The sequence below is a fragment of the Pseudomonas sp. DE0157 genome (assembly GCF_007678615.1).
Taxonomy (GTDB): Bacteria; Pseudomonadota; Gammaproteobacteria; order Pseudomonadales; family Pseudomonadaceae; genus Aquipseudomonas; species Aquipseudomonas parafulva_B.
The window spans coordinates 172428-197901 of record NZ_VEJN01000006.1; the positions used below are offsets into that span (position 1 = coordinate 172428).

General features: G+C 61.8%; 24 protein-coding genes and 1 tRNA gene. 10 read left to right on the forward strand and 15 right to left on the reverse strand.

The window, feature by feature from the left end; genetic code table 11:
* Positions 1–127 precede the first annotated feature (127 nt).
* Positions 128–592, forward strand: a complete 465-nt coding sequence (locus FS777_RS10235) for a nuclear transport factor 2 family protein (RefSeq protein WP_058637368.1) — start codon at positions 128–130, stop codon at positions 590–592.
* A gap of 84 nt (positions 593–676) precedes the next feature.
* Positions 677–1825: a M14-type cytosolic carboxypeptidase gene (locus tag FS777_RS10240; RefSeq protein WP_058637369.1), complete on the forward strand. Its 1149-nt coding sequence runs from the start codon at positions 677–679 to the stop codon at positions 1823–1825.
* An 8-nt stretch (positions 1826–1833) separates the two neighbouring features.
* Here the strand turns inward: FS777_RS10240 and FS777_RS10245 are convergent, their stop codons facing one another.
* The 7 genes from FS777_RS10245 to FS777_RS10275 all read right to left on the reverse strand — a co-directional run bounded on the left by FS777_RS10245 (position 1834) and on the right by FS777_RS10275 (position 8162).
* Complete coding sequence (locus tag FS777_RS10245) at positions 1834–2802, reverse strand: spore coat U domain-containing protein (protein ID WP_145255317.1); 969 nt, start codon at positions 2800–2802, stop codon at positions 1834–1836.
* Complete coding sequence (locus tag FS777_RS10250; RefSeq protein WP_145255386.1) at positions 2799–5096, reverse strand: fimbria/pilus outer membrane usher protein; 2298 nt, start codon at positions 5094–5096, stop codon at positions 2799–2801. Before FS777_RS10250 ends, FS777_RS10245 begins: the two co-directional genes overlap by 4 nt.
* Positions 5097–5195: 99 nt before the next feature.
* A complete protein-coding gene (locus FS777_RS10255) occupies positions 5196–5972 on the reverse strand; it encodes a molecular chaperone (protein ID WP_058637372.1) in 777 nt (258 codons plus the stop codon).
* 38 nt (positions 5973–6010) lie between these two features.
* Positions 6011–6514 (reverse strand): spore coat U domain-containing protein, encoded by a 504-nt coding sequence (locus tag FS777_RS10260; protein WP_058603836.1) that lies wholly within the window; start codon positions 6512–6514, stop codon positions 6011–6013.
* Positions 6515–6517: 3 nt separating this feature from the next.
* On the reverse strand, positions 6518–7051 hold the full coding sequence (locus tag FS777_RS10265) for a spore coat U domain-containing protein (RefSeq protein ID WP_058603835.1): 534 nt from the start codon (positions 7049–7051) through the stop codon (positions 6518–6520).
* An 18-nt stretch (positions 7052–7069) separates the two neighbouring features.
* Entirely contained in the window at positions 7070–7606 is a 537-nt protein-coding gene (locus FS777_RS10270; RefSeq protein WP_058637373.1) for a spore coat U domain-containing protein, read from the reverse strand.
* 28 nt (positions 7607–7634) lie between these two features.
* Positions 7635–8162, reverse strand: a complete 528-nt coding sequence (locus FS777_RS10275) for a spore coat U domain-containing protein (RefSeq protein ID WP_145255320.1) — start codon at positions 8160–8162, stop codon at positions 7635–7637.
* A 263-nt stretch (positions 8163–8425) separates the two neighbouring features.
* Between FS777_RS10275 and FS777_RS10280 the strand changes: the two genes are divergently transcribed.
* The 3 genes from FS777_RS10280 to FS777_RS10290 are packed head-to-tail and all read left to right on the forward strand — an operon-like array spanning position 8426 to position 13547.
* Positions 8426–10672 (forward strand): ATP-binding protein, encoded by a 2247-nt coding sequence (locus FS777_RS10280; RefSeq protein ID WP_058637374.1) that lies wholly within the window; start codon positions 8426–8428, stop codon positions 10670–10672.
* A 15-nt stretch (positions 10673–10687) separates the two neighbouring features.
* Entirely contained in the window at positions 10688–11146 is a 459-nt protein-coding gene (locus FS777_RS10285) for a response regulator (RefSeq protein ID WP_027914629.1), read from the forward strand.
* Between the two features lie 13 nt (positions 11147–11159).
* A complete protein-coding gene (locus FS777_RS10290; protein ID WP_145255323.1) occupies positions 11160–13547 on the forward strand; it encodes a hybrid sensor histidine kinase/response regulator in 2388 nt (795 codons plus the stop codon).
* Positions 13548–13703: 156 nt separating this feature from the next.
* On the opposite strand, the gene FS777_RS10295 is transcribed toward FS777_RS10290, so the two are convergent.
* Positions 13704–13778: transfer RNA gene (locus tag FS777_RS10295), tRNA-Gln, on the reverse strand.
* 256 nt (positions 13779–14034) lie between these two features.
* Between FS777_RS10295 and FS777_RS10300 the strand changes: the two genes are divergently transcribed.
* Positions 14035–14277 carry a DUF465 domain-containing protein gene (locus tag FS777_RS10300; RefSeq protein ID WP_058637376.1) on the forward strand — a complete coding sequence of 81 codons (243 nt, stop codon included), beginning with the start codon at positions 14035–14037 and terminating at the stop codon, positions 14275–14277.
* Positions 14278–14397: 120 nt separating this feature from the next.
* Positions 14398–15486, forward strand: a complete 1089-nt coding sequence (gene zapE / locus FS777_RS10305; RefSeq protein WP_145255326.1) for a cell division protein ZapE — start codon at positions 14398–14400, stop codon at positions 15484–15486.
* A gap of 20 nt (positions 15487–15506) precedes the next feature.
* Here zapE and FS777_RS10310 read toward each other — a convergent pair whose 3' ends face one another.
* Positions 15507–17396 carry a propionyl-CoA synthetase gene (locus FS777_RS10310; protein WP_145255329.1) on the reverse strand — a complete coding sequence of 630 codons (1890 nt, stop codon included), beginning with the start codon at positions 17394–17396 and terminating at the stop codon, positions 15507–15509.
* A 180-nt stretch (positions 17397–17576) separates the two neighbouring features.
* On the opposite strand from FS777_RS10310, the gene FS777_RS10315 reads away from it, so the two are divergent.
* Positions 17577–18443 (forward strand): LysR family transcriptional regulator, encoded by an 867-nt coding sequence (locus FS777_RS10315; RefSeq protein WP_145255332.1) that lies wholly within the window; start codon positions 17577–17579, stop codon positions 18441–18443.
* On the opposite strand, the gene FS777_RS10320 is transcribed toward FS777_RS10315, so the two are convergent.
* The 5 genes from FS777_RS10320 to FS777_RS10340 all read right to left on the reverse strand — a co-directional run bounded on the left by FS777_RS10320 (position 18417) and on the right by FS777_RS10340 (position 22377).
* Positions 18417–19571: an HPP family protein gene (locus tag FS777_RS10320; protein ID WP_058637379.1), complete on the reverse strand. Its 1155-nt coding sequence runs from the start codon at positions 19569–19571 to the stop codon at positions 18417–18419. The genes FS777_RS10315 and FS777_RS10320 overlap by 27 nt on opposite strands.
* A 198-nt stretch (positions 19572–19769) precedes the next feature.
* Entirely contained in the window at positions 19770–21089 is a 1320-nt protein-coding gene (locus tag FS777_RS10325; RefSeq protein WP_058637380.1) for a sensor histidine kinase, read from the reverse strand.
* Positions 21086–21754, reverse strand: coding sequence for a response regulator transcription factor (locus FS777_RS10330; RefSeq protein ID WP_058637381.1), 669 nt, complete (start codon positions 21752–21754; stop codon positions 21086–21088). Before FS777_RS10330 ends, FS777_RS10325 begins: the two co-directional genes overlap by 4 nt.
* Complete coding sequence (locus FS777_RS10335) at positions 21755–22069, reverse strand: PepSY domain-containing protein (protein WP_058603824.1); 315 nt, start codon at positions 22067–22069, stop codon at positions 21755–21757.
* Positions 22069–22377, reverse strand: a complete 309-nt coding sequence (locus tag FS777_RS10340; RefSeq protein WP_058637382.1) for a PepSY domain-containing protein — start codon at positions 22375–22377, stop codon at positions 22069–22071. The genes FS777_RS10335 and FS777_RS10340 overlap by 1 nt, the downstream gene beginning before the upstream one ends.
* A 176-nt stretch (positions 22378–22553) precedes the next feature.
* On the opposite strand from FS777_RS10340, the gene FS777_RS10345 reads away from it, so the two are divergent.
* Together FS777_RS10345 and queD are read left to right on the forward strand one after the other, a co-directional pair.
* Complete coding sequence (locus FS777_RS10345) at positions 22554–23633, forward strand: patatin-like phospholipase family protein (RefSeq protein ID WP_145255335.1); 1080 nt, start codon at positions 22554–22556, stop codon at positions 23631–23633.
* A 52-nt stretch (positions 23634–23685) separates the two neighbouring features.
* A complete protein-coding gene (gene queD, locus FS777_RS10350) occupies positions 23686–24042 on the forward strand; it encodes a 6-carboxytetrahydropterin synthase QueD (protein ID WP_033695042.1) in 357 nt (118 codons plus the stop codon).
* 114 nt (positions 24043–24156) lie between these two features.
* On the opposite strand, the gene FS777_RS10355 is transcribed toward queD, so the two are convergent.
* Positions 24157–24924 carry a hypothetical protein gene (locus tag FS777_RS10355; protein ID WP_145255338.1) on the reverse strand — a complete coding sequence of 256 codons (768 nt, stop codon included), beginning with the start codon at positions 24922–24924 and terminating at the stop codon, positions 24157–24159.
* Between the last annotated feature and the right edge of the window lie 550 nt (positions 24925–25474).

The following is a 25474-nucleotide window of genomic DNA, read 5'->3' on the forward strand; positions in this document are numbered from 1 at the left end:
CACCGGTACTCCGCACACATCAGCATTGTTGTCGCCGACGCAATTATGAAGTCTGCCTGGTGATGATTCTCGCTTTGTCCCAGGCACGCTACGCTTTTCGGACACCTTCATGCCGAGGAGTCGAGCAATGTCCCGTCCACCGCTGCCACCTTTCACCCGCGACAGCGCCATTGAGAAAGTCCGTCTGGCCGAAGACGGCTGGAACAGTCGCGATGCTGCCAAGGTGTCGCTGGCCTATACCCCCGATACCGTATGGCGCAATCGCGCCGAGTTTCCCCGTGGGCGAGCCGAGGTTGAGGCTTTTCTGACCCGCAAATGGAACCGCGAGCTTGATTATCGGCTGATCAAGGAGCTTTGGGCCTTCACCGAAAACCGTATTGCCGTGCGCTATGCCTACGAGTACCGCGATGACAGCGGCCAATGGCACCGGGCGTATGGTAACGAGAACTGGGAGTTTGCCCCGGACGGGCTGATGCACTACCGGCACGCGAGCATCAACGAGCACCCAATCGCAGAAAGCGAGCGCAAGTTCCATTGGCCGCTCGGCCGACGCCCTGATGATCATCCGGGCCTAAGCCAGTTGGGGCTCTGAACCACGGCTAAGCGCACAGGGGCGCTTTGAGGCCTGCAAGCGGTGTACAGTAGCTGCACAACAACATCGCCAAGGAGCCCGCCCATGACCGTGACGCTGTCACCGCTGCATATCGATTGCGACTTCGATTCTGGCAACATCGAAGTCATCGACGCCAGCAATCCTGCCCAGGTCCGCCTCGCCATCCGGCCGGACACCCACAGTGGCCACTACCAGTGGTTTCACTTTCGCGTCAGCGGCCTGACGCCTGGGCAGAAACATCGGTTCAGCCTCGACAACGCTGCTGGCTCGTCTTACAAGAATGCCTGGACTGGCTACAACGCCGTGGCCTCTTACGACCAGCAGACCTGGTTTCGGGTGCCCAGCCAATTCGATGGTACCGCCCTGAGCTTCGAGATCACGGCGCAGCAACCGCAGATCTGGTTCGCCTACTTCGAGCCCTACCCCCGTGCACGCCACAATCAACTGATCGAACGTGCGCTCGCCCTCCCCGGCATCACATTGCTGGCCAGCGGCCGCAGCATCCAGGGTCGCGACATCCCGCTGCTGCGCGCAGGCGACGGTGCAGCGGGCAAGCGCAAGGTGTGGTTCATCGCCCAGCAACATCCCGGTGAGCACATGGCCGAGTGGTTCATGGAGGGGCTGATCGACCGTTTGCAGGCTGGCGACGCCACTGTCCAGCAACTGCTGAGCCGCGCTGATCTGTACCTGATTCCTAACATGAACCCTGACGGTGCCTTCCTGGGCCATCTACGCACCAATTACGCCGGCAAGGACCTTAACCGCGCCTGGCAGGACGCCAATGTCGAGCTCACTCCGGAAGTGTTCTTCGCCCAGGCGCAGATGAAACAATATGGTGTGGACGCCTTCATCGACGTGCACGGGGATGAAGAAATCCCCCATGTATTCACTGCCGCCTGCGAGGGCAACCCAGGCTACACAGCCCGCCTCGCCCACCTGGAAGAAACCTTCCGCAACACGCTGATGAGCCTGACGGCAGACTTCCAGACCACCCATGGGTACACCCGTGACGCGCCAGGCCAGGCCAACACGACGTTGGCATGCAACGCCGTGGGGATGGCGCACGACTGCTTGTCACTGACCCTGGAGATGCCCTTCAAGGACCACGACGATGCCCCCGACCCGCGCACGGGCTGGTCAGGGCTGCGCTCCAAGGCATTGGCGAGCGCCGTATTGGATACGCTCGCCGCGATGGTAGACGACCTGCGCTGAGCCTTCTCTCAGAACTGGACGTCCAGTACCACGCTGTCCGAGTAGCTCGCCGCCGGCGGCGTAGCCTGGTCGGTATAGACGCGGGCGTTGTAGTTGAAAACCTGACTGCCAGTGCCAGTACCCATGCCCGGGTTGACGTCGGCATCGGCACTGGCCCGCCTGGCGCTACCGCTCGCGCCCCAGCGAACGGTGCCTGCGCCCTTGTAGATGTCGTACGCCAGGTAATTGTTGGCAGCCGACTTCATGCGCCGCCGCCCGCTCAGCACGTTCTGCCCATCGCGGAGCCCGACGCTGTAGGCACTGCCTTTGGTACAGGAAACGCTCAGGCTCTGGTTGACCGTTGCGAAGGCGCTGACCACAGGCGCAGAACCGAAGTTGATATTCGGTGTAACGATCTGGCAATCATTGGTCACCGTCAGGCTGACGGTCAGGTACTGGGTGCCTGATCCGGTATCCCGCCCGATGCACAACCCGCCCAGCGAAAGCCCTTCACAATAGTTCCAGGTCCAATCCAGCTTGAGGGTCTCCTGATAGAGACCTGCCGCCACGTTACTCCCGATCTGGGTGCGAAGGTACAACGGTACAGTCTTGGGCGTACCGTTGAGCAAGCCCAGCAGGTCGAGGATACCCGTGCGTCCGTACTCGAATGCAACACCGCGGCTGATGGGAAAGTTGGTGGTGGCATCGGCGTAGAGCGTATACGGGATGACATCCCCTGTAGGGCCAAGCACCCCCCCCGTGGACGGCTGTACCGTCAGCTTGAACGAGTCGGTGTTGCTGAGCACGCTCAATACCGTGCCATTGCACTGTAAACCGGCGTTCGCCGTGGATGCTGTCTGCACGGCGGTGCGAACCTGGGTTGAATTGAGGGCGCCGAACAGAGCGGGCGCGGTGGCCACCGACGCGCACTTGGCCAGGGCAGGCTCTGCGCAGAGCGCTAGAAACCCTGCGCAGAGCCAGGCTTGATGGCGGCTCACTTGCACACCAACGGCCCGACCAAAGGGATCGAGCCGGTGCTTTCTGGCAGGGTGAAGTCGACCTCGCACTGCCCTCCCCCCGCCAGTTCGACCTGCAAGCGGTTAGTGGCCTGCAAATTTTCCAGGTAAACCAGCCCATCCCACCCCACCACGGCCTGGGCGCCGCTTTGCACGTGTCTGACGCGGCTCCCCAGGCTCAGCGGTCGCTGATTGCCATCCACCAGTTCCAGGCTGGCTGCCTGCACCTGCTTGAGTTCGAAGTCGAGCAGATAACCGCTGCCACGGCGTACGGCAACGCGTTGCTCGACGTGCGGTGCCAGAATGTCAGGCGGCAAATCCATCGGGTCTATTTCATATTTGCCTCGGTAGTAGGCACTGCTATAGGGCACAAGCAGGTGACCGCGTTTGTCGGTGCGGCCTACCGGCTGGTTTTCGTATCGCACGGGCACATCGGCGTAGCCAGAGGTGCTGACCACGACGAACGCTTCATCGATGCGGTTGGCCGCGAACAGGCCGGCGTCCATCCACACGATCGAGCCGCTGGCATCGGCCCACCGGGTCATTTCTCCACTGCTGCCGTAGACACCCGCCTGCAGCTGGACCGACTGCAGGCGCCAGGTGGCGTCGGCCTGGCGGTAAGCCTGGCGATCGCTACCGGTGGCATACCCGAGGTTGTAGCCCACCCCGGTACCCACCGGAACCGCCCGGCTGTAGTTGGCCCGCTGCTGGTGCTGGCCGTCTTTGTTGCGTTCGATGCCCAAGGCCAGGGTGCCGGTCATGTCGAACGGAATCACCAGTTGCGCCTGCGCCGCCCATTGGCGATCACCCACCTCTCGGTTAGCAGAGAAGTAAATACTGCTGTTGCCCCACAGGGGCCTGCTGTAACTGAGGTTGATCAAACGTGTGCGGGTGCCGTCCCCGGCGCGCACATCGAAATAACCGGCGCCCAGGTTCCCGTACTGGTTGAGGTTCAAACTCAGCGTCACCTGCTCGCTGCTCCTGCTCAGCTGCATGTCGCGCCGGTCGATGCGGGTTAGGTCGGCGTAATCGCCATGGCGTTGCAGGCGCTGGTAGCTGAACCCCAGGCGTTGACTGTTGTATTGATAACCCAGGGCGGTTTGCTGACCTTGGTTGCCTTCCAAACGGCTTTGGGCAAGTGCAGCATTGAGCACCCCGAACTGCCCTAGGCGCATGTTCGTCCCCAGGCCCCCGAGCATCAGGGACTCGGCCGTTTGCGCATGGGCCTCCAGCGTGAACGTATCGCTCAGGCCGTGGCGCAGGCTGGCCGAGGCCACGCCTGGGCCGTATCCGAAGTCGCGCACCCCATAGTCACGCCTGAGACTGCCGGCTGCCACCGCATAGTCGGTCAACCCTTTTTGCAACAGGCTGCTGGTCACATAGAACGGCAGGGTCGTGGACACTTGCCTGCCCAGGGTGTCGGTGGTCACCACCACTGCCTCGCCGGCACCGTTGATGAAAGGGACGTTGGTCAGGGTATAGGGGCCAGGCTGCAACTCGGTGGTGCTGGCCCGGTAACCATTGATGAAAAGCTCAAGGGACGTTGGCACGGCCGCTTCGCCTGCGAAGGCGGGCAACGGGTAGGTCACAAGGTCTGGCCGGGCAGCAAAATCCCTGGATAGCTGCAGCCCGCCCAGGCGCACTGAGCTACTCCAGGGCAAGGCGGCGGTGATCAGGTCACCGGCCTCGACGGTCAGCATCCGTTGCTCGTCGGTGAAGCGCCAGGTGGTGTCGTAACGCAGGAATCCATCACCCGTGCCACTGCGCGTCACGCCGTTGAACGAGCGCCGCCACTGGCCAGTGCTGGACACGGTCCCCCAGCTGTCGAACACGCGTAGTTCATTCCAGGCGGCGAGGTAGGTGCCGCTGTCATCGGTATCGTTCAGGTACAGGTCATAGTTGAACAAGGCACCGAAGCTGCTGCGCGCATCGGTAGGCGGGTAAAGCGTGCGCTCACCGACTTGCTGGTCCGGCAACCAGCCTGGGGGCACATCCAGCCGCAGTTGCTGGTTCTGGCTGTCATATTCGGCATGCATCCCAGCAACGGCGTCCAGGGCCACGTCGCCTGAGGGGTCGCCGGGCAACGCAAGGCCTGCTGCGCGCAGCACGTCACTGCCTATGTAAAGGCGCCCGGCCTTTTGCTGCACCGGCACCAATTCAGCCTTTGGCATCTGGTTCACCGTGAGGTCCAGGTACAAGGTGGCATCGGCAACCGCCGACAGCTCCGTTGGCGGCGGCGGCAGGTCGTCTGCCAGCACCAGGGTAGAACCGGCCAGTGCCAGCCCCAAATACCCCAGGCGCTTCGTCGCGAACCTCTTCACGCATCGGTCCTGACCATTGCCGGGCCCTCCCTGGCCCTGTGACTTGCCTGTAACTTATCGACCCTGGTTGATGACGGCCGCCTCGCCCTGGCCGTTGACCCGGCCCTTGAGTGTTCCACCGGCCCCCACGGCCAGCGGCGCTGGCCAGCGCATGCTGGCCCCGGGCAGTACATAGCCCAGCAGCCCTGCTGCAACTGGTTTGGCCTGGTTGCCTTGCTGCACCACCACATCGGTCAGGCGTGCATGCACCGGGCCGGTGTTTCGCAACTCGATGTACGGCTTGCCCTGTATCATCACCGGCTGCCAGGTCAGCTGGGGCTTGCCTACACCCTGCTCGTTGCGCTCGCCGTTCGGGTCCGGGCGGCCCCACAAGCCTTCCCCGTAGACGAACAGCGGCACCGAGTAGCGCATCTGCAGGCGAATTGCGGCCGTGGTCCCGGCCTCGGCCTTGTCCACGGGCACTGCGGGGGGAATTTCGTCGATGATGATGCGGTAGGCCTGTTCCTGACCGGCAGGTGCCGCACCTGTGCGCGTCAGGCGAATGAGCTGCTTCTGACCGGGTGCGATAGTGGCCACCGGCGGGCTGCCGATGATTTCACGTTGTGCGCTGAACTGCTCCTCGAAGCGCCCCTGACGCCAGGCAAATACACGCACTTGAAGGCTTGCCGCCGCGGTCCCGCGATTTTCCAGCCACAGCGCCCCTGCCTTCTGTCCCGCTTCCAGCACAGGGTCAATGGGCCAGATCAGTACCGACGTGGCGGCTAACACCGGCTGGCCAGCCACGCTGCACATCAGCAACAAGGCTCGGATCCATTTGCTGCGTTCTCTCATGAAGCCCTCCTTGGACGGTATGGTGGCGAATCGACCGGTCACCAAGTCAATGTCACCTGGACCACGTCGGTATAAGTACCGGCAGGCACCGTTCCGGGTAGTTGGAGCCTTCCGTAGACTGGCAGCCTTACCGCTGCAGGGTCGGCATAACTCACGTTCACGTTTTGCCCAATGCCGATGCCCTGCGCCAACGCAGCATCCTGGTACAACTGGTAGGGCACTACCTGCGTGCCTCCCGTACGCTTGAGGTTGCGCACGCCTGCGTTCGCGTTCTGGCCAGCATCCAGGCTCATGCTCAGCACTACCCCTGGCGTGCACTGCAGCGTCACGCTCGAACCGCCCAATGCCGTACTCAGCACGGCCGTGGACAAGGCTGACTGCGTACCGTAGTTCAGAGTGCCGTACTGCGTGGCGCCCCCTATGACCAGACAACCGGCGACAACTTGCGCATTTACCGCGAAGGTACTGGTGGTGGCCGCACCCAGGGGGCCAGCCAGCATCAGCATGCACCCGGCAACGGTCCCTGCACGCCAAACGCGCATGCCTCAGAACGACAGCTCGACGGCGACGGTGTCGGTATAGACCCCCGCGGGCAGACCTGCCTTGCCACGCGCCTGCCCATAGAGGTTGACGGTTTGCGCGACCCCGGTGCTGGTCGGCAACGTGATCGTGCCGTCGATGGCCAGCAACTGCGTGCGCCCCGCATCGGTATAGAAGTCATAGGGAACGAAATTGCCGGCGCCGTCTGCCAGAGCACGGGTGCCCCCGGTGGACTGACCATCGTGGGCGCCTGCGCGTACTCGAATGGCCGGCACCGTGCCCGCTGAACACAGCACACTCAGTGCCCCGCCGCTGCCGCCGAGCACCTGCGCGTTGGCCGTACCGAACAAGGCATCCTGAGTGCCGAAGTTCAGGCTGCCGAAATTCAGGCCCGAGGTGCCTGAGCTGCCGTTGACCTGGCAAGCCGCAATCAGGGTCAGTGTCGAGTTTATGGTACCGGTGACGGTGGCTGCCGGCGCCTGGGACGCCAGCGCCATGCCCAGCCCGGCGAGGATGCAGCGTGAGAGGTGGGTTCGCATCGATATCTCCTTGATGGGTTACCAGTCCAGGGTCACTCTGAGGGTGTCGCGATACAGGCCAGCGGGTAGCGCACGAGGCTGTGCGACCAGCACGCCATAGATGGGAATGGGCATCTGCCGGGTGCTGCTGATGACGAAGGGCCGAGCCTGGCCGACCGGATAGTGGCTGCGGCCAGCAGGATCGACGGCCAGTTGGTAAGGGATCAACTCGCGCCCATTGCTCAGGCGGCGTATCCCGTCGTCGCCGTTCATGCCCGCATTGATGCTCACCCTGAACGCACGCACTTCAGGCGTGCAGCTGATCTGCAAGCTGCCCTGGGTGCCGACGTCATCCACTCGACTGCGCACGGGCTCTTCCCAATTGGGGCCTCGGGCACCGAAATCCATCAATCCAGGGTTGGCCAGTGTCGCCGGTTGCGTTTCATCGCTGCTGATCTGGCAAGCAGCGCTGATGATCAGTTGCGCCTGGATGAAACCGGTGCTGGTGCCGTGCGCCGCCCCGCCCGGTACGATCAAGGGACCAAGGGTCAGCAGCAGCATCGAGGAACGGTTCATGGCCTCACGTCCTTGTGCATGGGTTGACCTACCAGGTGACCGTCACTTTGAGCATGTCGGCATACCGCCCTGCTTCAGGGGCCCAGGCCAGCTTGTCCAGCCTCGCGTACAACGGCAGGTCGACCCAGCCGCTGCCAGGCACCCGTGATGATTGCGGCTCATCGACCAACATCGGCTGCCGCCCGGCCGCATCACGAAATAACCGGTAGGGAATGGGCCTGGCGCTGGAGCCTGACATGGCTAGGAACCGCACCGCTCCGCTCCCACCATGTTGGCCAGCGTCCACGCGTACCTGATAGGGCGTGTCCGGGTTGCACTCCAGCCGCGGCACTGAAGGCCCCAACAGCGTTCCACTTCGAGATGCTTGCGGGCCATCCAATCGTGACACTGCACCAAAGTCGATGCGCCCGAGTGCCTGTGCTCCCGCCTCCCGGGCAGGGTTGACGAGCATGCAGCCGCGCTCCACCAACACCCTCACTTCGACCAGAAAATCTGCCGCCACGGCACTGCCGACTGGCAGCAGGCCCACAAGCGCGGCAAACAAGCGATTGTTCACGTTAGCGTCCCTGCTTCAACACTCGTTTCAAGCCTAGCAGCGGGCTCACCTTCGAACCGGCCGACACGCCTGTTTTTTGGTATTAGCAAAAAAGCAGTAACGGCCATGGCAAGATCTGGACAGCGCGAAGCAGCCTTCATGCAAAGTGGGTTCAACGGCCAAGCACGGCAGGCGAGGCGATATTCTGATAGGGTATATCACCATTATCCTGCCCCAGACTCTTGCGGCATGCAGGGTCCCAAATGACAGGAGCGTTTTCTTCGATGACCACCGACCGAACCCTTGCACAGGCGATCGAACGCTGCGCTCAAGAGCCCATTCAAGTGCCGGGTAGCGTTCAGCCTCACGGTTTTGTTCTGGTGCTCGACCCCGAGCATCTGCAGGTCCTACAGGCGAGTGAAAACATCGTGCAGTGGCTGGGAACGCCCGCCGAATCGGTGCTCGGTTGCAACTTCGGCGAAATCGTCCAGGCCGGCTTTGACTTGCGCCAGCAGTTGGCGAGGCTGCCGGAGGACGAGGTCTTTCCTTTCCATATCGGTGATGTGCGCTTGCACGACACGGCACCTTGCCGGAAGGAGCTCCATCTGCTGGTACACCGGCACGATCAAGTGCTAATCGTCGAGTTCGAGCCGCACAGAGTGCCCGAGGACCTGACGGCCCAAGGTGATTACTACCCATTGGTGCGCACCTTCGTCAGCAGCCTGCACCTGGCGGGCAGCCTGGAAGAGTTGTTGCAGCAGACCGTGATTCAGCTCAAGCGCGTGACCGGCTTCGGACGGGTCAAGGCCTATCGCTTCGATGCCGAGGGCAATGGCCAGGTACTGGCCGAGGTTGCCGACGCAGGTTATCCAAGTTTCCTGGGCCTGTGCTTCCCTGCCTCGGACATACCGCGTCAGGCGCGTGAGCTCTATCGGGTCAACCGCATCCGCGTCATCGAAGATGCCAACTATCAGCCGTCTCCCTTGATACCGCCACTCAACCCAACCACCGGCAAACCGCTGGACATGAGCTTCACGAGCTTGCGTAGCGTATCGCCCGTGCACCTGCAATACATGCGCAACATGGATACGCTGGCATCGATGTCATTGTCCATCGTGGTGGATGGCAAACTGTGGGGACTCATTTCGTGCCATCACGCACAACCGCGATCGGTGGCCCTGCGCACACGTACCGCTTGTGAACTGCTGGCCAGCGTCCTGTCCCTGCAGATCGAATCCCGTGAAGCCCATGCCCGCACTCACCAGTTACTGGAGTTGCGGCGGTACATCGTGCGGATGATTTCTTCCATGGCCGACCACGATAGTGTCAGCGAAGGCCTGCGTACGTTGCCCGATGTGCTCCTGGCGTTTGCAGGTGCTCAAGGCGCTGCGATCATTTCTGCCGAGCATTGCGAGCTGATCGGAGCTGTCCCGCCAGAGGCACAGGTCAATGCGCTGGTCCATTGGCTAGCCCGCCAAGGTGAAGATGTTTTCCAGACGGATAATGTACGCCGTGACGTCAGCGAGCTGCCCGAATTGGCCGAGCATGTCGGCGGCGTACTGGCAGTGGCCATCTCTAAAATCCACTCGCACTACCTGCTGTGGTTCCGCCCCGAACAGGTGCGTAGCGTCCAATGGGCTGGGCAGCCTACCAAGGAAGTCGCACCACTGGGCAACCTCGCGCCTCGCCATAGTTTCGAACGCTGGCAGGAGCAACTGCACGGTTACTGTGCACCCTGGGACCCGTTGGTCATCGAGGGCGTAATGGAGTTGCGCAATGCGGTCCTGGGTATCGTGCTGCGCAAGGCTGAAGAACTGGCGCAGATGGCCAACGAATTGCGCCGCTCCAACAAGGAGCTCGAGGCATTCTCGTATAGTGTTTCCCACGACCTGCGGGCGCCCTTGCGCCATATCGCGGGGTATACGGAATTGCTGGGCGAAATGGAAGGCGACGGTTTGAGTGAACGGGGCAAAAGGTTCTTGCAACACATCGGCGAAGCGGCGCATTTTGCCGGCAACCTGGTCGACAATTTGCTACATTTCTCGCACATGGGCCGCTCTGCCCTGCGCATGTCGGAAGTGGACCTCAACGCTCTGGTCGAAGCCATTCGCGCTGAACTGGCACCCGACTACGCCGGGCGTGAGATCATCTGGGACATCGCGCCGCTGCCCCGGGCCTATGGCGACCCGGCATTCATCAACCTGGCATTGAACAACCTGGTGGCAAATGCCATCAAATACACCCGTGGACGGACACCTGCCCGCATCGAGATCACAGCAGTGCAGCACCCAACCGAGACCGAGGTCTGTATCCGGGACAATGGCGTGGGCTTCGACATGGCCTATGCCAGCAAGCTGTTCGGCGTCTTCCAGCGCTTGCATCGCATGGAGGATTTCGAAGGCACGGGCATTGGCCTTGCCAGTGTTCGCCGCATTATTGAAAGGCACGATGGCCGTGTCTGGGCCGAAGGCCAGATCGACAAAGGCGCCAGTTTTCATTTCACTTTACCGCGCCCATCCGCGACACACTGAGGTACCGCACCTATCATGCTCAAACCCATCTTGCTGGTCGAGGACAACCCTCGGGACCTGGAGCTGACACTCCTGGCACTGGAGCGCAGCCAGTTGGCCAACGAAGTCATCGTGCTGCGCGACGGCGCAGATGCCTTGGATTACCTGTTGCGCCGCGAGGCCTACGCCGACCGCGACGACGGCAACCCTGCCGTGATTTTGCTCGACCTCAAGCTGCCGAAAGTCGATGGGCTGGAGGTACTGAAGGCGCTGCGTGCCTCCCCGGAGCTGCGCAGTATTCCGACCGTGATGCTGACCTCGTCCCGCGAAGAACCCGACCTGCTGCGCGCCTACGAACTGGGCGTCAACGCTTATGTGGTCAAACCCGTCGAGTTCAAGGAATTCGTTGCCGCCATTTCCGACCTGGGCATCTTCTGGGCGGTACTCAACGAGCCTCCACCCGGCTCGTTGCGCCTGAACCGTCGCGGCAACTGAGGCCTGCACCACGATGCAGTCTACCCCGCTGAATCTACTGATGGTCGAAGACAGCTCGATGGACGCCGAGCTCACCCTGATGCGCCTTGAGCGCAGCGGTCTGCGCATCCAGTCTCACCTGGTCTTCGATCACAACGGCGTCGAGCATGCCCTTCGCGAAGGGCGCTATGACCTGATCCTGTGTGATTGCGTATTGCCTGGGTCATCCGGCACCGAAGTGCTCTCGATCGCCCAACGCCTGGCCCCTGATGTGCCCTTCATTTTCCTCTCCGGTATCTACGGCGAGGAACATGCGGTAGAGATGATCCGCCTGGGCGCCACCGATTACGTGCTCAAGAAAAACCTGCCGTTGTTGCCCAAGGCAGTGCGCCGTGCACTCACCGAGGTGCAGGAGCGCCAGCGCAGACGCCGCGCCGAAGAGGCCTTGGCGGAGGTGGAAGCACGCGCGCGCATTGCTATCAACGCTGCGGGCATGGGGACCTGGGACTTGAGGCCCCAAGAGGGAGTGCTGGCGTGGGATGAACGCTGCAAGGCAATGTTCGGCCTGCCGCTGGACACCGAGATGAGCCTGGAGGTGTTCTACGCTGGCATTTATCCAGACGACGTGGAGATGGTTCGCAAAGCTGTCGACCTGGCCATGCTCCCGGAAAGTGGCGGCAACTATCGCATGGAGTTTCGCATCGTGCCGCCCGATGGCCAGGAGCCCCGGTGGGTCCTGAGCAGTGGCCAGAGCCAGTTCGTCGACGGCAAGTGCGTACGTTTTTCAGGTGTTCTTCAGGATGTTCACACCCAGCGCGTGGCCACCCAGGCATTGCGCCAACTCAACGAAATGCTCGGCGAGCGTGTCGAGCGACGTACCCGCGAGCGCGACCGTGCCTGGGAGCTCTCCCAGGACCTGCTGGCCGTGCTCAACCACGACCTGACACCGGTGGCGCTAAACCCAGCCTGGGAAGCCAGTCTGGGCCTTTCGCGTGAACGTTTGAGCCAGTCGTCGCTGTTGCACCTGCTACCAGAGGCGGATCAGGAACTGCTGCTAACCGAACTGGCGTCCCTGGCCCATGGGCGCACCAGCGCGCGTTTCGTTGGCCGGATTCTGCACGCAGGCGGCCAGCAGCGTTGGCTGTCGTGGGTCGTGGTACCCGAAGACACCCTGCTCTATGTGGTCGCGCGGGACATTACCAGTGAGCGTGAAACGGCAATGGGTTTGGCCGAGGCCAATGCCCGCCTGCGCGAACAGATCAGCGAGCGTGAGCGTATCGAGGCCGCCCTGCAACAGATGCAGCGTCTGGAGGCTGTGGGCCAGCTTACCGCGGGCGTGGCCCACGACTTCAACAACTTGCTGACTGTGATCCTGACTGGGGCGAGCTTTCTGGAGCGCGACCTGGTGAAAGCCGATGTCGAGAAGGCACGAACCAGGCTTACTCACATCAGGGAAGCGGGTGAACGCGGCGCCAAGCTGACCTCGCAATTGCTGGCATTTTCCAGGCGCCAACGGCTCGAACCCGTGCCGCTGAACCTGAACCGCACGCTTGATGGACTCGAAGAACTGCTACGCCGCACCCTGGGCGGCAATGTCTCTGTACGCCTGGATCTGGACAAATCACTCTGGCAGGCGCTTACGGACCCGACCCAGACCGAGATGATCATCCTGAACCTGGCGATCAACGCCCGCGACGCCATGCCCGAGGGCGGCCAGCTGACCTTGTCCACACGCAACACGCGCATCGATGACTTGCCACGCCGCCCGGAAGATCCAGACCCTGGCGAGTACGTCATGATGAGCATCCGCGACACGGGGTGCGGCATGAGCGAGGAGGTACTGGCCAAGGTCTTCGAACCGTTCTTCACCACCAAGGACATCGGCAAGGGCTCCGGCCTGGGCCTGGCGCAGGTCTTCGGGTTTGCCAAGCAGTCGGGCGGCGGGGTGCGCATTGATACCGCACCGGGTAGAGGCACCGAAGTGGCCGTCTATTTGCCTGCGGTGAAGGATCAGATCGTGAGCGAACCGGAACCGCTGCCATTGACCCATACCATCACCGAGAGCGGCTACAACCGTAATGTGCTGCTGGTGGATGACGACCATCTGGTGCGCGACATGCTAGGCGATGTCCTGCGTCAGTATGGGTATCAGGTTCGCCAGGCACACAGCGGGGAGCAGGCACTGGCCCTGCTGGACGATGATATCGACTTGCTTCTCACCGACTTCGCCATGCCTGAGTTCAATGGCGCTCAGCTGGCCATGGCGGCCAGAGAGCGCTACCCCAACCTGCGCGTGGTGTTCCTGACGGGTTATGCGGAGCTCCAAGGGCTGGACTTGCCCGATAGCCTGGTCATTCAAAAGCCGGTACAAGCTGACGAACTTGCCAGGGCACTGAACGAGATGCTGGGTACAGCGAGCTGACGCATAGGTTGAGGATCCGCCAGGGACGGCTTTTGAAAAGAGGCGCTTTGCAGGATGCGCCTCTCGATCAAAGGAAATCTGCCGGAAAATTGCGAATCTCAGAAACGACGAATTCAGCGCCGGTAGCCCATGCACTGAAAATAGAAATGTAGAAAATGGCAGGGGCGGCTGGATTCGAACCAACGCATGGCAGGATCAAAACCTGCTGCCTTACCGCTTGGCGACGCCCCTGTATCGGATGCAGCTGAAGCTGCTCTGACAACTCCAAGTAACTGACAACGCGTTGTTGTCTTGGAATGCGCGGCACTTTATCAACAATGTTGAAGCTTGGGAAGCCCTCTGTTAAAAAAATTACCGAAAAACAGCGAGTTAGTCGTCAGCAACAATGCGGCAATACCGTTCGTCGCATTCCTGCCCCTTCTCGTCAACGCAATCGCAAACCTTCATTCCAATGGTTATCGCCACCGTCATGCTTCTGGAGGATGCCATGCCTGTTTCACACGATCTGTATCAAGACCTGCACTACCCTCGTGAAATCGTTCAACAACGCCGTCAGACCGATAAAGCCCTGGACCGCTTGCTCGACGAATATGTCGACATTGACAACCAGGTGCTGGCGGCCGAATCCATCTCGGCAGGCAATTTCGAGGACGAAGACCTTCGCCGTCTCAAGGAGCGCCGGTTGACCGTGAAGTACATGATCGAGCGTCAACTGCAACCCAAGGCATAAGGTGCCCGGGTGCGGTGACCTATCGCAGCAGGTGATCACTGACGGTCACTTTCTCGATTGGTCATACAGCCAAGGCTAGTGCAAGATTCTCGCTACCGCCTGTTACAAGGAAACGAGCCTTTGCCCGCCTGGATACCTGCCCCGCTGCGCCACCTTGGCAAGCGCTTTAGTCACTGTGCAGCAGCGCCCAGTAATGACTTGGCTGGCGCTTTCGATGACAAGGCCCGCCGATGCGGCTTTACGCTTAGCGAGAGTCAACGTCAGGCCATCACCTGCATGTCGCAGCAGGTTGAACAGCACAGAGCGGGGCACGCTACGGGCGTGTACCTGCACGGCCCGGTCGGTCGTGGTAAAAGCTGGTTACTCGATGGCTTCTTCCAGTGGGTGCCCAGCCCAGCCAAGCTGCGCTGGCACTTCCATGATTTCTTCGCCCGCTTGCATCAGGGCGTGCATCGCCACCAGGCAAGTGGTGACGCCATCGGCATCACGCTCGACGAATTGATCGGACAGAACGACATCCTGTGTTTCGATGAATTTCATGTGCATGACATTGGGGATGCCATGCTGTTGACGCGGTTATTCGAGGCCCTGTTCGCACGGGGCACATTGCTGATGCTCACCAGCAACTACGCACCTGAAGGGTTGCTGCCCAATCCGCTTTACCACCAGCGATTCCAGCCTGTGATCGACCTGATCAACCACTGCATGGTCATCAAGGAAGTCGGCGGTGAAACGGACTTTCGCAGCCTGCCAGCCAATCGTGCGCTGCAACGCTTCACGCAGGGCCGTTACATCTGGCCCGGTACCGATATGCAGCGCCAGGCCCTGCATATGCCGAAAGCCCAAGGCGATACCCTCATGGTCAACAATCGTCCGCTACGCCTGCAGGGCGCTGAGGGCGACCAGATCAGGTTCACCTTCGAAGACCTGTGCGAGCAGCCCACCGCCGTGATCGATTACCTGCCACTTGCCCAGCAATACTCCCACTGGATCATCGAAGGCCTGGGCGACCTGGGGACATGCTCGCTTGCTGCCCAGCAGCGTTTCGTCAACGTGGTCGACGTGCTCTACGACCAGGACCGGCAACTGACTCTCATTGGCTCGCGCCCGCTGGCAGAAAGCCTTGAGGGATCGCTTGCAGACCTGATGCGCACGCGTAGTCGCCTGGGCCAGCTACAGCAAGTGGGCCCCGCCGGCGCCGAAAGCTGAGCGGGGCCGGGCTAGCCGTCTTAGCTCGCCCTTGCAAGCCCTGAGAGCACCGCTTCGATTTCTTGCAGGACTGCCGGATCGTCCACCGTAGAGGGAGGCGTGTACGCTTGTCCATCGGCGATCTTGCGCAGTACCGCCCGCAGAATCTTGCCTGACCGGGTCTTGGGCAGACGCTTGACCAGCCGGACCTGATTGAAGCAGGCCAATGCGCCAATCTCCTCACGTACGCTGGCCACAAGATCGACGAGCAACTGCGACTCCACAATGCCGGCGCCGTCCTTGAGCACCACCAACGCGAGTGGCACCTGCCCTTTGATGTCATCGTGAACGCCGATCACTGCGCACTCGGCGACAGCAGAATGACGCGCGACCAGATCCTCCATCTCGCCGGTGGAAAGACGATGCCCGGAAACATTGATCACATCATCTGTGCGACCCATGATGTAGACGAACCCGTCCTCATCCAGATAGCCGCCGTCACCTGTGTGGTAGTAGCCGGGGTACGTACTTAAGTAAGCCTGGACATAGCGCGGGTGATCGCCCCACAACGTCTGGCTGCAGCCTGGCGGCAACGGCAGTGCGATGACGATCGCGCCCTGGTGATTGGGCCCGGCCAGATGGCCGTCGTCATCGAGCACCTGCACATGGTACCCGGGCACCGCGCGATTGCTCGACCCTGCTCTTGCCGCGCTACCCTCGAGCCCCACGCAGGGCGCAGTCACCGGCCAGCCGGTCTCGGTCTGCCACCAATGATCATGCACCGGCTTGCCGCTTACCCGCTCCAGCCATTGATGGGTACTGGAATCGAGTTTTTCGCCTGCCAGGAACAACTGGCGCAACGAACTCAGGTCATGCTTGCGTATCAGTTCGGCGTCAGGGTCCTCCTTGCGGACGGCACGCATGGCCGTGGGCGCACAGAACAGCGCATTGACCTTGTACTGCTCAACCACCCGCCAGTAGGCAGAAGCATCCGGTGTGCGGATGGGCTTGCCTTCGTAAAATACACTCGTGCAGCCGCACATCAGCGGCCCGTACACGATCAAGGAGTGCCCCACCACCCAGCCCACGTCGGAGATGCCCCACCAGACATCGCCTGGCTGCATGCCGTAGACGGTGCGCATGGCATAGTGCAGCGCTACGGCATTGCCGCCATTCTCGCGAACGATGCCTTTAGGTTTGCCGGTGGTACCTGAGGTGTACATGATGTACAGCGGGTCTGCCGCACCCAGTTCAACAGGCGCCACTGGCTGCGCATCGGTTACGGACTGAGCCCAATCCAGGTCTCGCCCTGCCTGCAATGGCGCTTGCGCCTGGGGCCGCTGCCAGACCAATACGTTGCGCGGGCGGTGGCGGGCCAGCGCCAGGGCGCGATCAACCAATGGCTTGTACTCGATGACCCGCTCGAACTCCAGCCCACAGGAAGCGGTCAGCAGCAACACCGGGCGCGCGTCATCGATGCGCAACGCCAGTTCATTGGCCGCAAACCCGCCGAATACCACCGAGTGAACAGCACCAATGCGCGCGCAGGCCAACATGGCCATGGCGGCCTGGGGCACCATCGGCATGTAGATGATGACGCCATCGCCTTTTTGCACCCCCAGCTGGCGCAGCAAGCCGGCCAGCCGCGCGACCTCTTCGCGAAGCTGAAGGTAAGAGAATGACTGCTGTGTGCCGGTCACCGGGGAATCGTAAATCAGCGCCAACTGATCCCCCCGACCCTGCTCGATCTGATGATCCAGAGCCAGGTAGCAACTGTTCAAGCTTGCGTCAGGGAACCACTGGTGAGTGCCATCGGCATTGTTCTCGAGGACTACGGTGGGTTCGCGGTACCAAGTTACCGAGCGCGCCTGCTCTGCCCAGAAGGCGGCGGGGTCGGCAATGGATTGGGCGTAACTGTGCTGATAGCTCATGGTGAGTTGACCCGATGTTGTTGTTCTTGAAGGGCGAACGCTGAGTATGGATGCCCTGTACCCAGACGCCAGACGCGATATGGCCTAACCGACCTGCATTTTTGCAACGTGGGCAAAAGTCGTTCAATGCGGCGACGAACTCACTAGAATAGCGACCAGTTTTTTACGGTGAGCACCTCAATGGACATCGATCAGGCCTGCACTTTTCTGGAAGTCGTGCGCAGCGGCAGCCTAGTGGCGGCTGCGGAGCGCCTGTACGTATCGCAGACAGCGGTCACCGCCAGGTTGCAGCGCCTCGAGCAGCAACTGGGCTGCACCCTGTTCATAAGAAGCCGAAGTGGCGCCCGCCTGACCAGCCACGGTGAAGCCTTCGTCGGGTATGCCAACCAGCTGGTGCAGACCTGGGAGGCGGCACGACGCGACTTGCCCTTGCCGCCTGGCTACCAGCAGGTACTGCACCTTGGGGGCGAGGTGAGCCTTGGTAACCCGATGATGCTTGACTGGGTCACGGCGCTGTATCAGGAGCTGCCTGGCCAGAGCATCCACAGCGAAGTGAGCGACGGCGAGTCGTTGCTGCGCAAGGTGGAGATGGGCGTGCTGGACGCTGCTCTGGTGTACCAGCCGATCTACGGGCCAGGCTTGCAGGTCGAGCAGCTGATGGAAGAAAAGCTGGTGCGAATCCGGCGGGTCGAACGGCCGGAGCCGTACATCTATATCGACTGGGGTGAGGCCTTCCGCCGGCAACATGACGCCGCCCTGCCCGACTGCGCCCGTGCCGCGCTGCGTTTCAACCTGGGGCCGCTTGCCTTGCAGTTCATCCTCGACAAGGGCGGTAGCGGCTATTTTCGCACGCGGGTGGTGCAGGCTTATCTGGACAGTGGCGTCTTCGAGCGCGTACCGCAGGCGCCGGAATTCACCTATCCCACCTTTCTGGTCTACGCCCGCGAGCGTGACAGCGAAGCGTTGCAACAGGCCCTGGGCATCCTGCGCCGGCTTATCGCAGCCGAGGCCAGCGACTGGTCACAACGCTGGGACCCGACGCTCTGAGGCATTGGCGCTGCTGAGCAACTGGCGCTTGAGCCCGGCGATCAGGTCAGTCTGGGTGACCACCCCTACCAACACATCACCGTCGAGCACCGGCAGGCAGTGCAGCCCCTGCTCGCACAGCAGCGGCAACAGGCGCTCCAGCGGGTGCTGGCTGCTGACACTCACGACCCGGCGGCTCATCACCTGCGCCATGCGCACGGGCTTGCGCCCGAACAGGCCCCGCCAGCTCAAACGCGCCTGCTGCATGGCCGGGCCTACCAGGTCGCTCAGGCTGACGATCCCCACCAAGGCGCCGTCCTGCAGCACCGGCAGGGTCTTGACATGGTGGCTGTCGAGCAGCTTCCAGGCCTGCTGCAAGGTGGTCTCGGGGCTGACGAACTGCACGTCCTTCGACATCACCGACGCCGCCGTTATGCCACCGAGACTGCGCTGCAGCGCGTGCTGCTCGGTGGCGAGAATGATGCGCTCCAGCTCGTCGCGTGTGACGTCGACAAACTCGCCCAACTCTTCCAGCGCCTGATCCAGGTCCTCACCGCGGATGCCGACGCGCTCACTGGGCAGCGGATCGTGGGTGTGGTGCAAATCCTTACGCGGTGCAGGGCCTTTCGGGTAGCGCACCCCGGTCAAGCGGTTATAGAGGGTAGCCACCGCAACAAGAATCAGCGCGTTGAGCAGCACTGGCTCAAGCAGATGGTCACCCAAGGCGGTCAGCCCTGGGTCGGCCAGAACCGCACTGACCGCCACTCCCCCACCGGGTGGATGCAGGCAGCGCAGCAAGCACATCACCAGGATGGACAGACACAGGGCAGCGGCGGCGACCCCAAGCCCTGGACCAAAACCGTCTCGCATTGCCAAGCCAACGATCGCGGCCAGGGTATAGCTGCCAAGCACTGGCCAAGGCTGTGCAAGGGGACCTGAATGAACGGCGAACACCAGCACCGCGGAGGCCGCTAACGGCCCGAGCAGGTGCAAGGCGATATCCGGGCCATACGCCAGGCTCGTCAGCCAGCCTGCGAGAAACAGGCCGACCAATGCGCCGATACCGGCGCGCAGCCATTGGGTGGGGGGGATGTTCAGGGACGGCGGTAATAACCACTGCAAAAGACGGTCGGTACGCGAGGCAGGCATGTCGTTTCGGGTTCTGTAGGTCTGGACGGAAGAAGAAACGTAGGCCTTGGCCCATCGGCCAGTGAAGGCTACATGCAGCGATTCTGCCGAGCGACGTCCATTTGGGCTAATTCAAAAAAATGTGGCAGTGATGCATTTTTTTTGCAGTACAGCCGTTTGCCAGCGGCAACGGGGCCGACCTGTGTGACGCCGCGCTGGTCACAGGCTCCGGCGCGGCAACTGGATATCCACACGCAATCCACCCATCGGACTCTCAAGCAGTTGCAGTTTCCCGCCCCAAGCCTGGACGATGTCACGCACGATGCCCAACCCCAGACCGTGTCCATCGACTTCTTCGTCAAGCCGAGAACCCCGTTCAAGCACTTGCACACGCTGCTGGTGAGGGATACCAGGGCCGTCGTCGTCAACCCACAGCTGATAGTGTTCCTCGGTGGCTGCGATGCCCAAGTGCACCTCGCTGTCCGCCCATTTGCAGGCGTTGTCCAGCAGGTTACCCAGCAGTTCCAGCATGTCTTCGCGATCCCAGGGCAGCAGCAGGCCAGGTGGCACGGCGTGGCTCAGCAGCAGGCCCTCGCCATGGATCATGCCCAAGGTGCTCAGCAACCCCGGCAACTCGTCATCACAGGCAAATTGCGCACCCGGCAACGCATCGCCTGCCAGGCGTGCGCGGTTGAGCTCACGGGCCAGGCGCTGCTCGATCTGCTGCAACTGCTCGCGCATCTGTGCACGGACCTCAGGCAAGCCCTGCAGGCGCTCGCTGGATGCCAGGCTAAGCAGCACCGCCAGGGGCGTTTTCAGGGCGTGGCCCAGGTTACCCAGTGCATTGCGCGAGCGTCGCAGACTGTCTTCGGTATGGCTGAGCAAATGGTTGATCTGCCCAACCAGCGGCACCAGCTCACTGGGCACTTGGGCATCGAGCTGGGAGCGTTGCCCCTGCTGCAACTGGGCGATTTGCTGGCGCGCCCGCTCCAGCGGGCGCAGCGAGCGGGTGACGGTCATGCGCTGAAGGACCAGCACCAGGGCCAGCGCGACCAGGCCCATGCCCAGCCCAATTTGCTGAAGGCGCCGGAAGCCTTGTCGCACAGGTGAGTAATCTTGGGCGACACTGATGGATATGTCCTGCCCCAGGCGCCGGTAATCGGCACGCAGCGTCAGTAACTCCTGCCCTTCTGGCCCAAGCTCGTGCCGGTCCGACAGACCAGGGGCCGACGGTTTGGGCAGGTTCATGTCCCACAGGGAGCGTGAACGCCACGTGCCCTGGGCAAAGTCGATGCGAAAGTAATAGCCGGAAAACGGTCGCTGATAGGCAGCCGAGATGCGTTGCTCGTCGAGCTGCATGCCCGCAGGCCCGCGCACCAGCGCCACCAACAGGTTCTCGCTTTCATTGCGCAGGCCGTTTTCCAGGTAACGTTGCAACCCGGCTTCGAACAGCCACAGCGTCAGTTGCGCCAGTACCACCCCTACTACCACCAACACAGCCACCAGGCCCAGGCTGAGCCGCGCCTGGATCGACTTCACGCAGCGCTCCCGGCATACAGGTAGCCCTGGCCGCGTCGTGTCTCGATCACCGTACGGCCAAGTTTGCGGCGCAAGTGGTTGACGTGAACCTCGAGCACGTTGGAGTCGCGCTCGGTCTCGCCGTCGTAGAGGTGCTCAGCCAGGTGGCTTTTGGACAGGATCTGCTGGGGGTGCAGCATGAAGTAGCGCAACAGGCGAAATTCCGCGGCCGTAAGCTGGATATCGACGCCCTCGCGGCTTACGCATTGACGACGTTCGTCCAGATGCAAGCCGGCAGCCTCGAGCTTTGGCTGGTTGGCAAGTCCACGCGCGCGGCGCAGCAGCGCCTGGATGCGTAACTGCAATTCTTCGGGGTGAAAGGGTTTGCTGAGGTAATCGTCGGCGCCGGCCTTCAGCCCTTCGATGCGCTCGGCCCAGGAGCCACGCGCCGTCAGAATCAGCACAGGCGTCAGCAGCCCGCCTGCACGCCACTGAGCCAGGACTTCGAGGCCAGGCAACCCTGGCAGACCAAGGTCCAGGATGATCAGGTCATAAGGCTCGCACTGGCCCTGATAGACCGCATCTCGGCCATCGGCCAGCCAATCGACGGCGTACCCCTGACGCTGCAGCGCAGTGGTAAGTTCGTCGGCCAGCGGGACATTATCCTCGACAAGCAACAGGCGCATTCAGTCATCTTCCTCGTCTTTGAGCAGGGCACCGGTGGCAGCATCGAGCTTGACCTCCCGTACTACGCCGTCCACCGTCAGCAACTCGACCTCGTACTCATAGCGGTCGTCGTCTTCTTCAAGCTCTGCCTCCAGCAAACGCGCCCCTGGGTGACGGGCCATGGCCGTTTCCAGCAAGTGTTCGAGCGGTAGAATCACGCCCTTCTGGCGCAAAGCCAGTGCCTCATCCTGGTCCAGGTCCCGGGCAGCGGCCAGCGAGCACGCTGCCAGCAGAGCGAGGGCCAGGTAGCGCGCTGCCCGTGGAGGTGGGTTCATCAGTTGTCTCGCTCATCCTTCAGCAGTTCACCGGTCTTGGCATCGAAAGCCACGTCCCACTCCACATTCTGGGTATCGCGCAGTTCGACCTTGTACACGTAGCGGCCGTATTCGTCTTCAAGTTCCGAGTCCGTGACGGTGGAACCCGGGTGCTTGGCAATGGCGGCCGCCTTGAGTTCGTCCAGGGACTTGATGGTCTTGGTGTTGACCAGTTTGACCACTTCGTCAGGCTGCACATCCTTGGCGAATGCAGCATTGGCACCCAGCGACAGGGCAGCGGCGGTGAACAGTGCAGTCAAGGTTTTCATCGTTCGTTTCTCCATAATGCTGTACACGTTGTCTACGCAATCAACATTAACCAGCAGTCCTTAACTCAACCTGAAAACAGCTGGCCGCATGATAGCGTAGCCGGCAGGTCAACAGGGCACGTCTCGAACGGCTGCATCACTCTATAATGCGGCGCCCGTCGCCGCAGAGGTCCGCCATGAGCGCTATACACGTCAAGTACCCCGCCCTTACCCTGAAGGCTGGCCAACGCGCCTTGAGCCAAATTAGAGAGCGCGGGCTGCAGGCTGCCGACGTCGGCGTGCTCCCGGGCGCAGCAGGTGGGCCAAAACCGCTGGGCATTCAGGGCCTGGACTTGGCGCTGTTCGGTCAGTTCCTGCCATCGGCCCCTCGCCCGCGCGCACTGATTGGCGCATCGATTGGCGCCTGGCGCTTCGCAAGCGCCTGCCTTGACGACCCGGTTGCCGGGCTGCGGCGGCTGGGAATGCTCTACACCGAGCAGGATTTTGCAAAAGGCGTTACCCCAGCCCAGATAACACGCAGTTGCCAGTGCATGCTCGACGAGCTGTTGCAGGGGCGCGACGGCCAGGTGCTGGCGAGCCCGGCGTACCGGTTGAATATCCTGGTCGTCAAAAGCCATGGCCAGCTCGCTCACGATCATCGCGGCCGACTGGGTATGGGCCTTGGCTCGGTGATCGCCAGTAACCTGTTGGGCAGATCCCGCCTGGCCCGACATTTCGAGCGGGTCATTCTGCACGACAGCCGCAGCCTGCCACCGCTTGATGCCCTGACGGATTTCCCGACGCGCTGCTTGCCGCTGGACCTGGCAAACCTGCGCCATGCCCTGCTTGCCTCGGGATCTATCCCCATGGTCATGGAGGGGGTACGGGACATCCCAGGGGCCGGGACCGGCATGTACCGCGATGGCGGGCTGCTGGACTATCACCTCGATCTGCCCTACGGCGGCGATGACCTGGTGGTTTACCCGCACTTCACTGACAAAGTCGTCCCTGGCTGGTTCGACAAGGCCCTGCCGTGGCGCAAGGGCGATGCCAGGCGCCTGCAGAACGTACTGCTGCTGGCGCCCTCGCCGGCCTACCTGGCAACCCTGCCCCATGGGAAGCTGCCCGACCGAAACGACTTCAAGCGCTTCATGGGCGACGCACCGGCGCGCCAGCGCTACTGGTACAAGGCCATCGATGAAAGCCAACGCCTGGGCGACGAGTTTCTGGAATTGGTCGCCACCGGGCGGCTGCATGAACGACTGCAAGCCTTGTGAGAGGCATGCTGGTAAACTGCGCGCATTACTGATTCAGACAGAGTTTGACTGCGTGGAAATCTTTAAAGAATTTACGTTCGAATCCGCCCACCGCCTTCCCCATGTGCCCGAAGGCCATAAATGCGGGCGTTTGCATGGGCACTCGTTCAAGGTCGGCCTTCATCTGACGGGTCCGCTCGACCCGCATACCGGCTGGATTCGCGACTTCGCCGAGATCAAGGCCGTGTTCAAGCCCATTTACGAGCAGCTCGATCATAACTATCTGAACGACATTCCCGGCCTGGAAAACCCCACCAGCGAAGTCATCGCCAAATGGATCTGGGATCAGGTCAAACCGTTGCTGCCAGAGCTGTCCAAGGTGCGTATTCACGAGACGTGCACCAGTGGCTGCGAATACAGCGGCGACTAAGCCCAAAGGCAGGCTCTTAACGCGCTGACGCCTCCGTCCACGGCGCCTTGCCCAGCCTGGTCCGGCGGCGCAGTTGCACCGCTGCAGACCTGCGCGTGGCAACGTGCCACCGGATCAGCACCGGGCCGCGGTCTCAAGCACTTGAAGCATTAGCGAGCCCTGCTGCCCCTGGACGCCTGCGATCAACCGACGGCGTTGATGGGGCAAGTGCAAAGTCACAGGTCCGCTATTCACTTGCTGCAACTGCGCATTGTGGACAGATGCCCCTTCTTCCAGGGTGGTGGGATCAAGCCCCTGGAGCTTCCAGAGAAAGTCTGGGAGGGCTCGCCTGCTGGTCCAGCGCTTGGCCAGGCTTGTCGTCCAACCGCGCTGTTCTTTAAGGGTAGAATCAAGCCGTCTGCCGTGACTGTCGAGCGGCCACAGCTCATAGACATGGCTTTCTCCATTGCCGTAGGCGGCAAAACAGAGGCGGTCGCATGCCATGCGGAATTCGCCGATGCGCCAGCGATCCTCGAAATAATCGCTCGTCTCAACGGCCAACCCGGCCCTCGGAGACCATTCGCTGCCTTCGTCGAACCTTGCCGTGACCAAGCCTTGTTCCGTTGATTCACCTTCAGGCCGCCACCAAGCACGTCCAATAAAACTGTATTGAGGCTTGAATGCGTACCGGACACCAGCACTTGCCAGTCCTGCTCCCCACGCCCACTCGCGGGCCTGATGCGCATAGTCGAGGATCTCTAGCGCTATCCGGCCAGGTTGGCCGCTGACCGTATCGATCAACGATACACCGTCTTTTTCACAGCGCCTTACGCTACGCCCTTGAGCATTTTTCAAAATCAGGTTGCACAGTCGTGCACCGCGCTTGATGCCGGCATAGTCCATTGCTTCGACGGACCATAGATGGGTGGGATTGGCAAGACGCGACTGCCCGGCGCTCGGCTCATTCGCGCTTGACCGCCGCATAGCCCGACAATGAGGAGGGATTGTTGTAAAGGACTCGGTTCAGCGGTCGCCAGTCTCTGTCATAAGGCCGGATCTCGTAGGAGCCTTGCCCCATCCTCCCCTGAAGCGGCAATGTAGGCACCGAACCAGAACAGCTCGCCATACTGATGACCATCCTTGGTATAGTCCTCTGGCGCCAGTCGCAGTGGCCCTTGCCCCTCAGGCTCGGCCCGCCAGTAGTTGTACCAATGATCGTTGTGGATACTTGCTACGTCGACGTGAAGCCACATTGGGGCGAGCTTGTCCTGGCAGTCCCACCATCGATCCGGGTGAATCAGCTCTTCGGTCAACTGCCATCAGCAGCGGGCAAGAAACGAGAGTTCAGGGTGATGAATGTAGTCGGTCATGCTGGCTCACTCTTGAGTCGGAATGTGAGCCTAACGCTAAGCAACGCCGGCCGCGCATTGCAGAAGGAAGCGCTCTACATCAA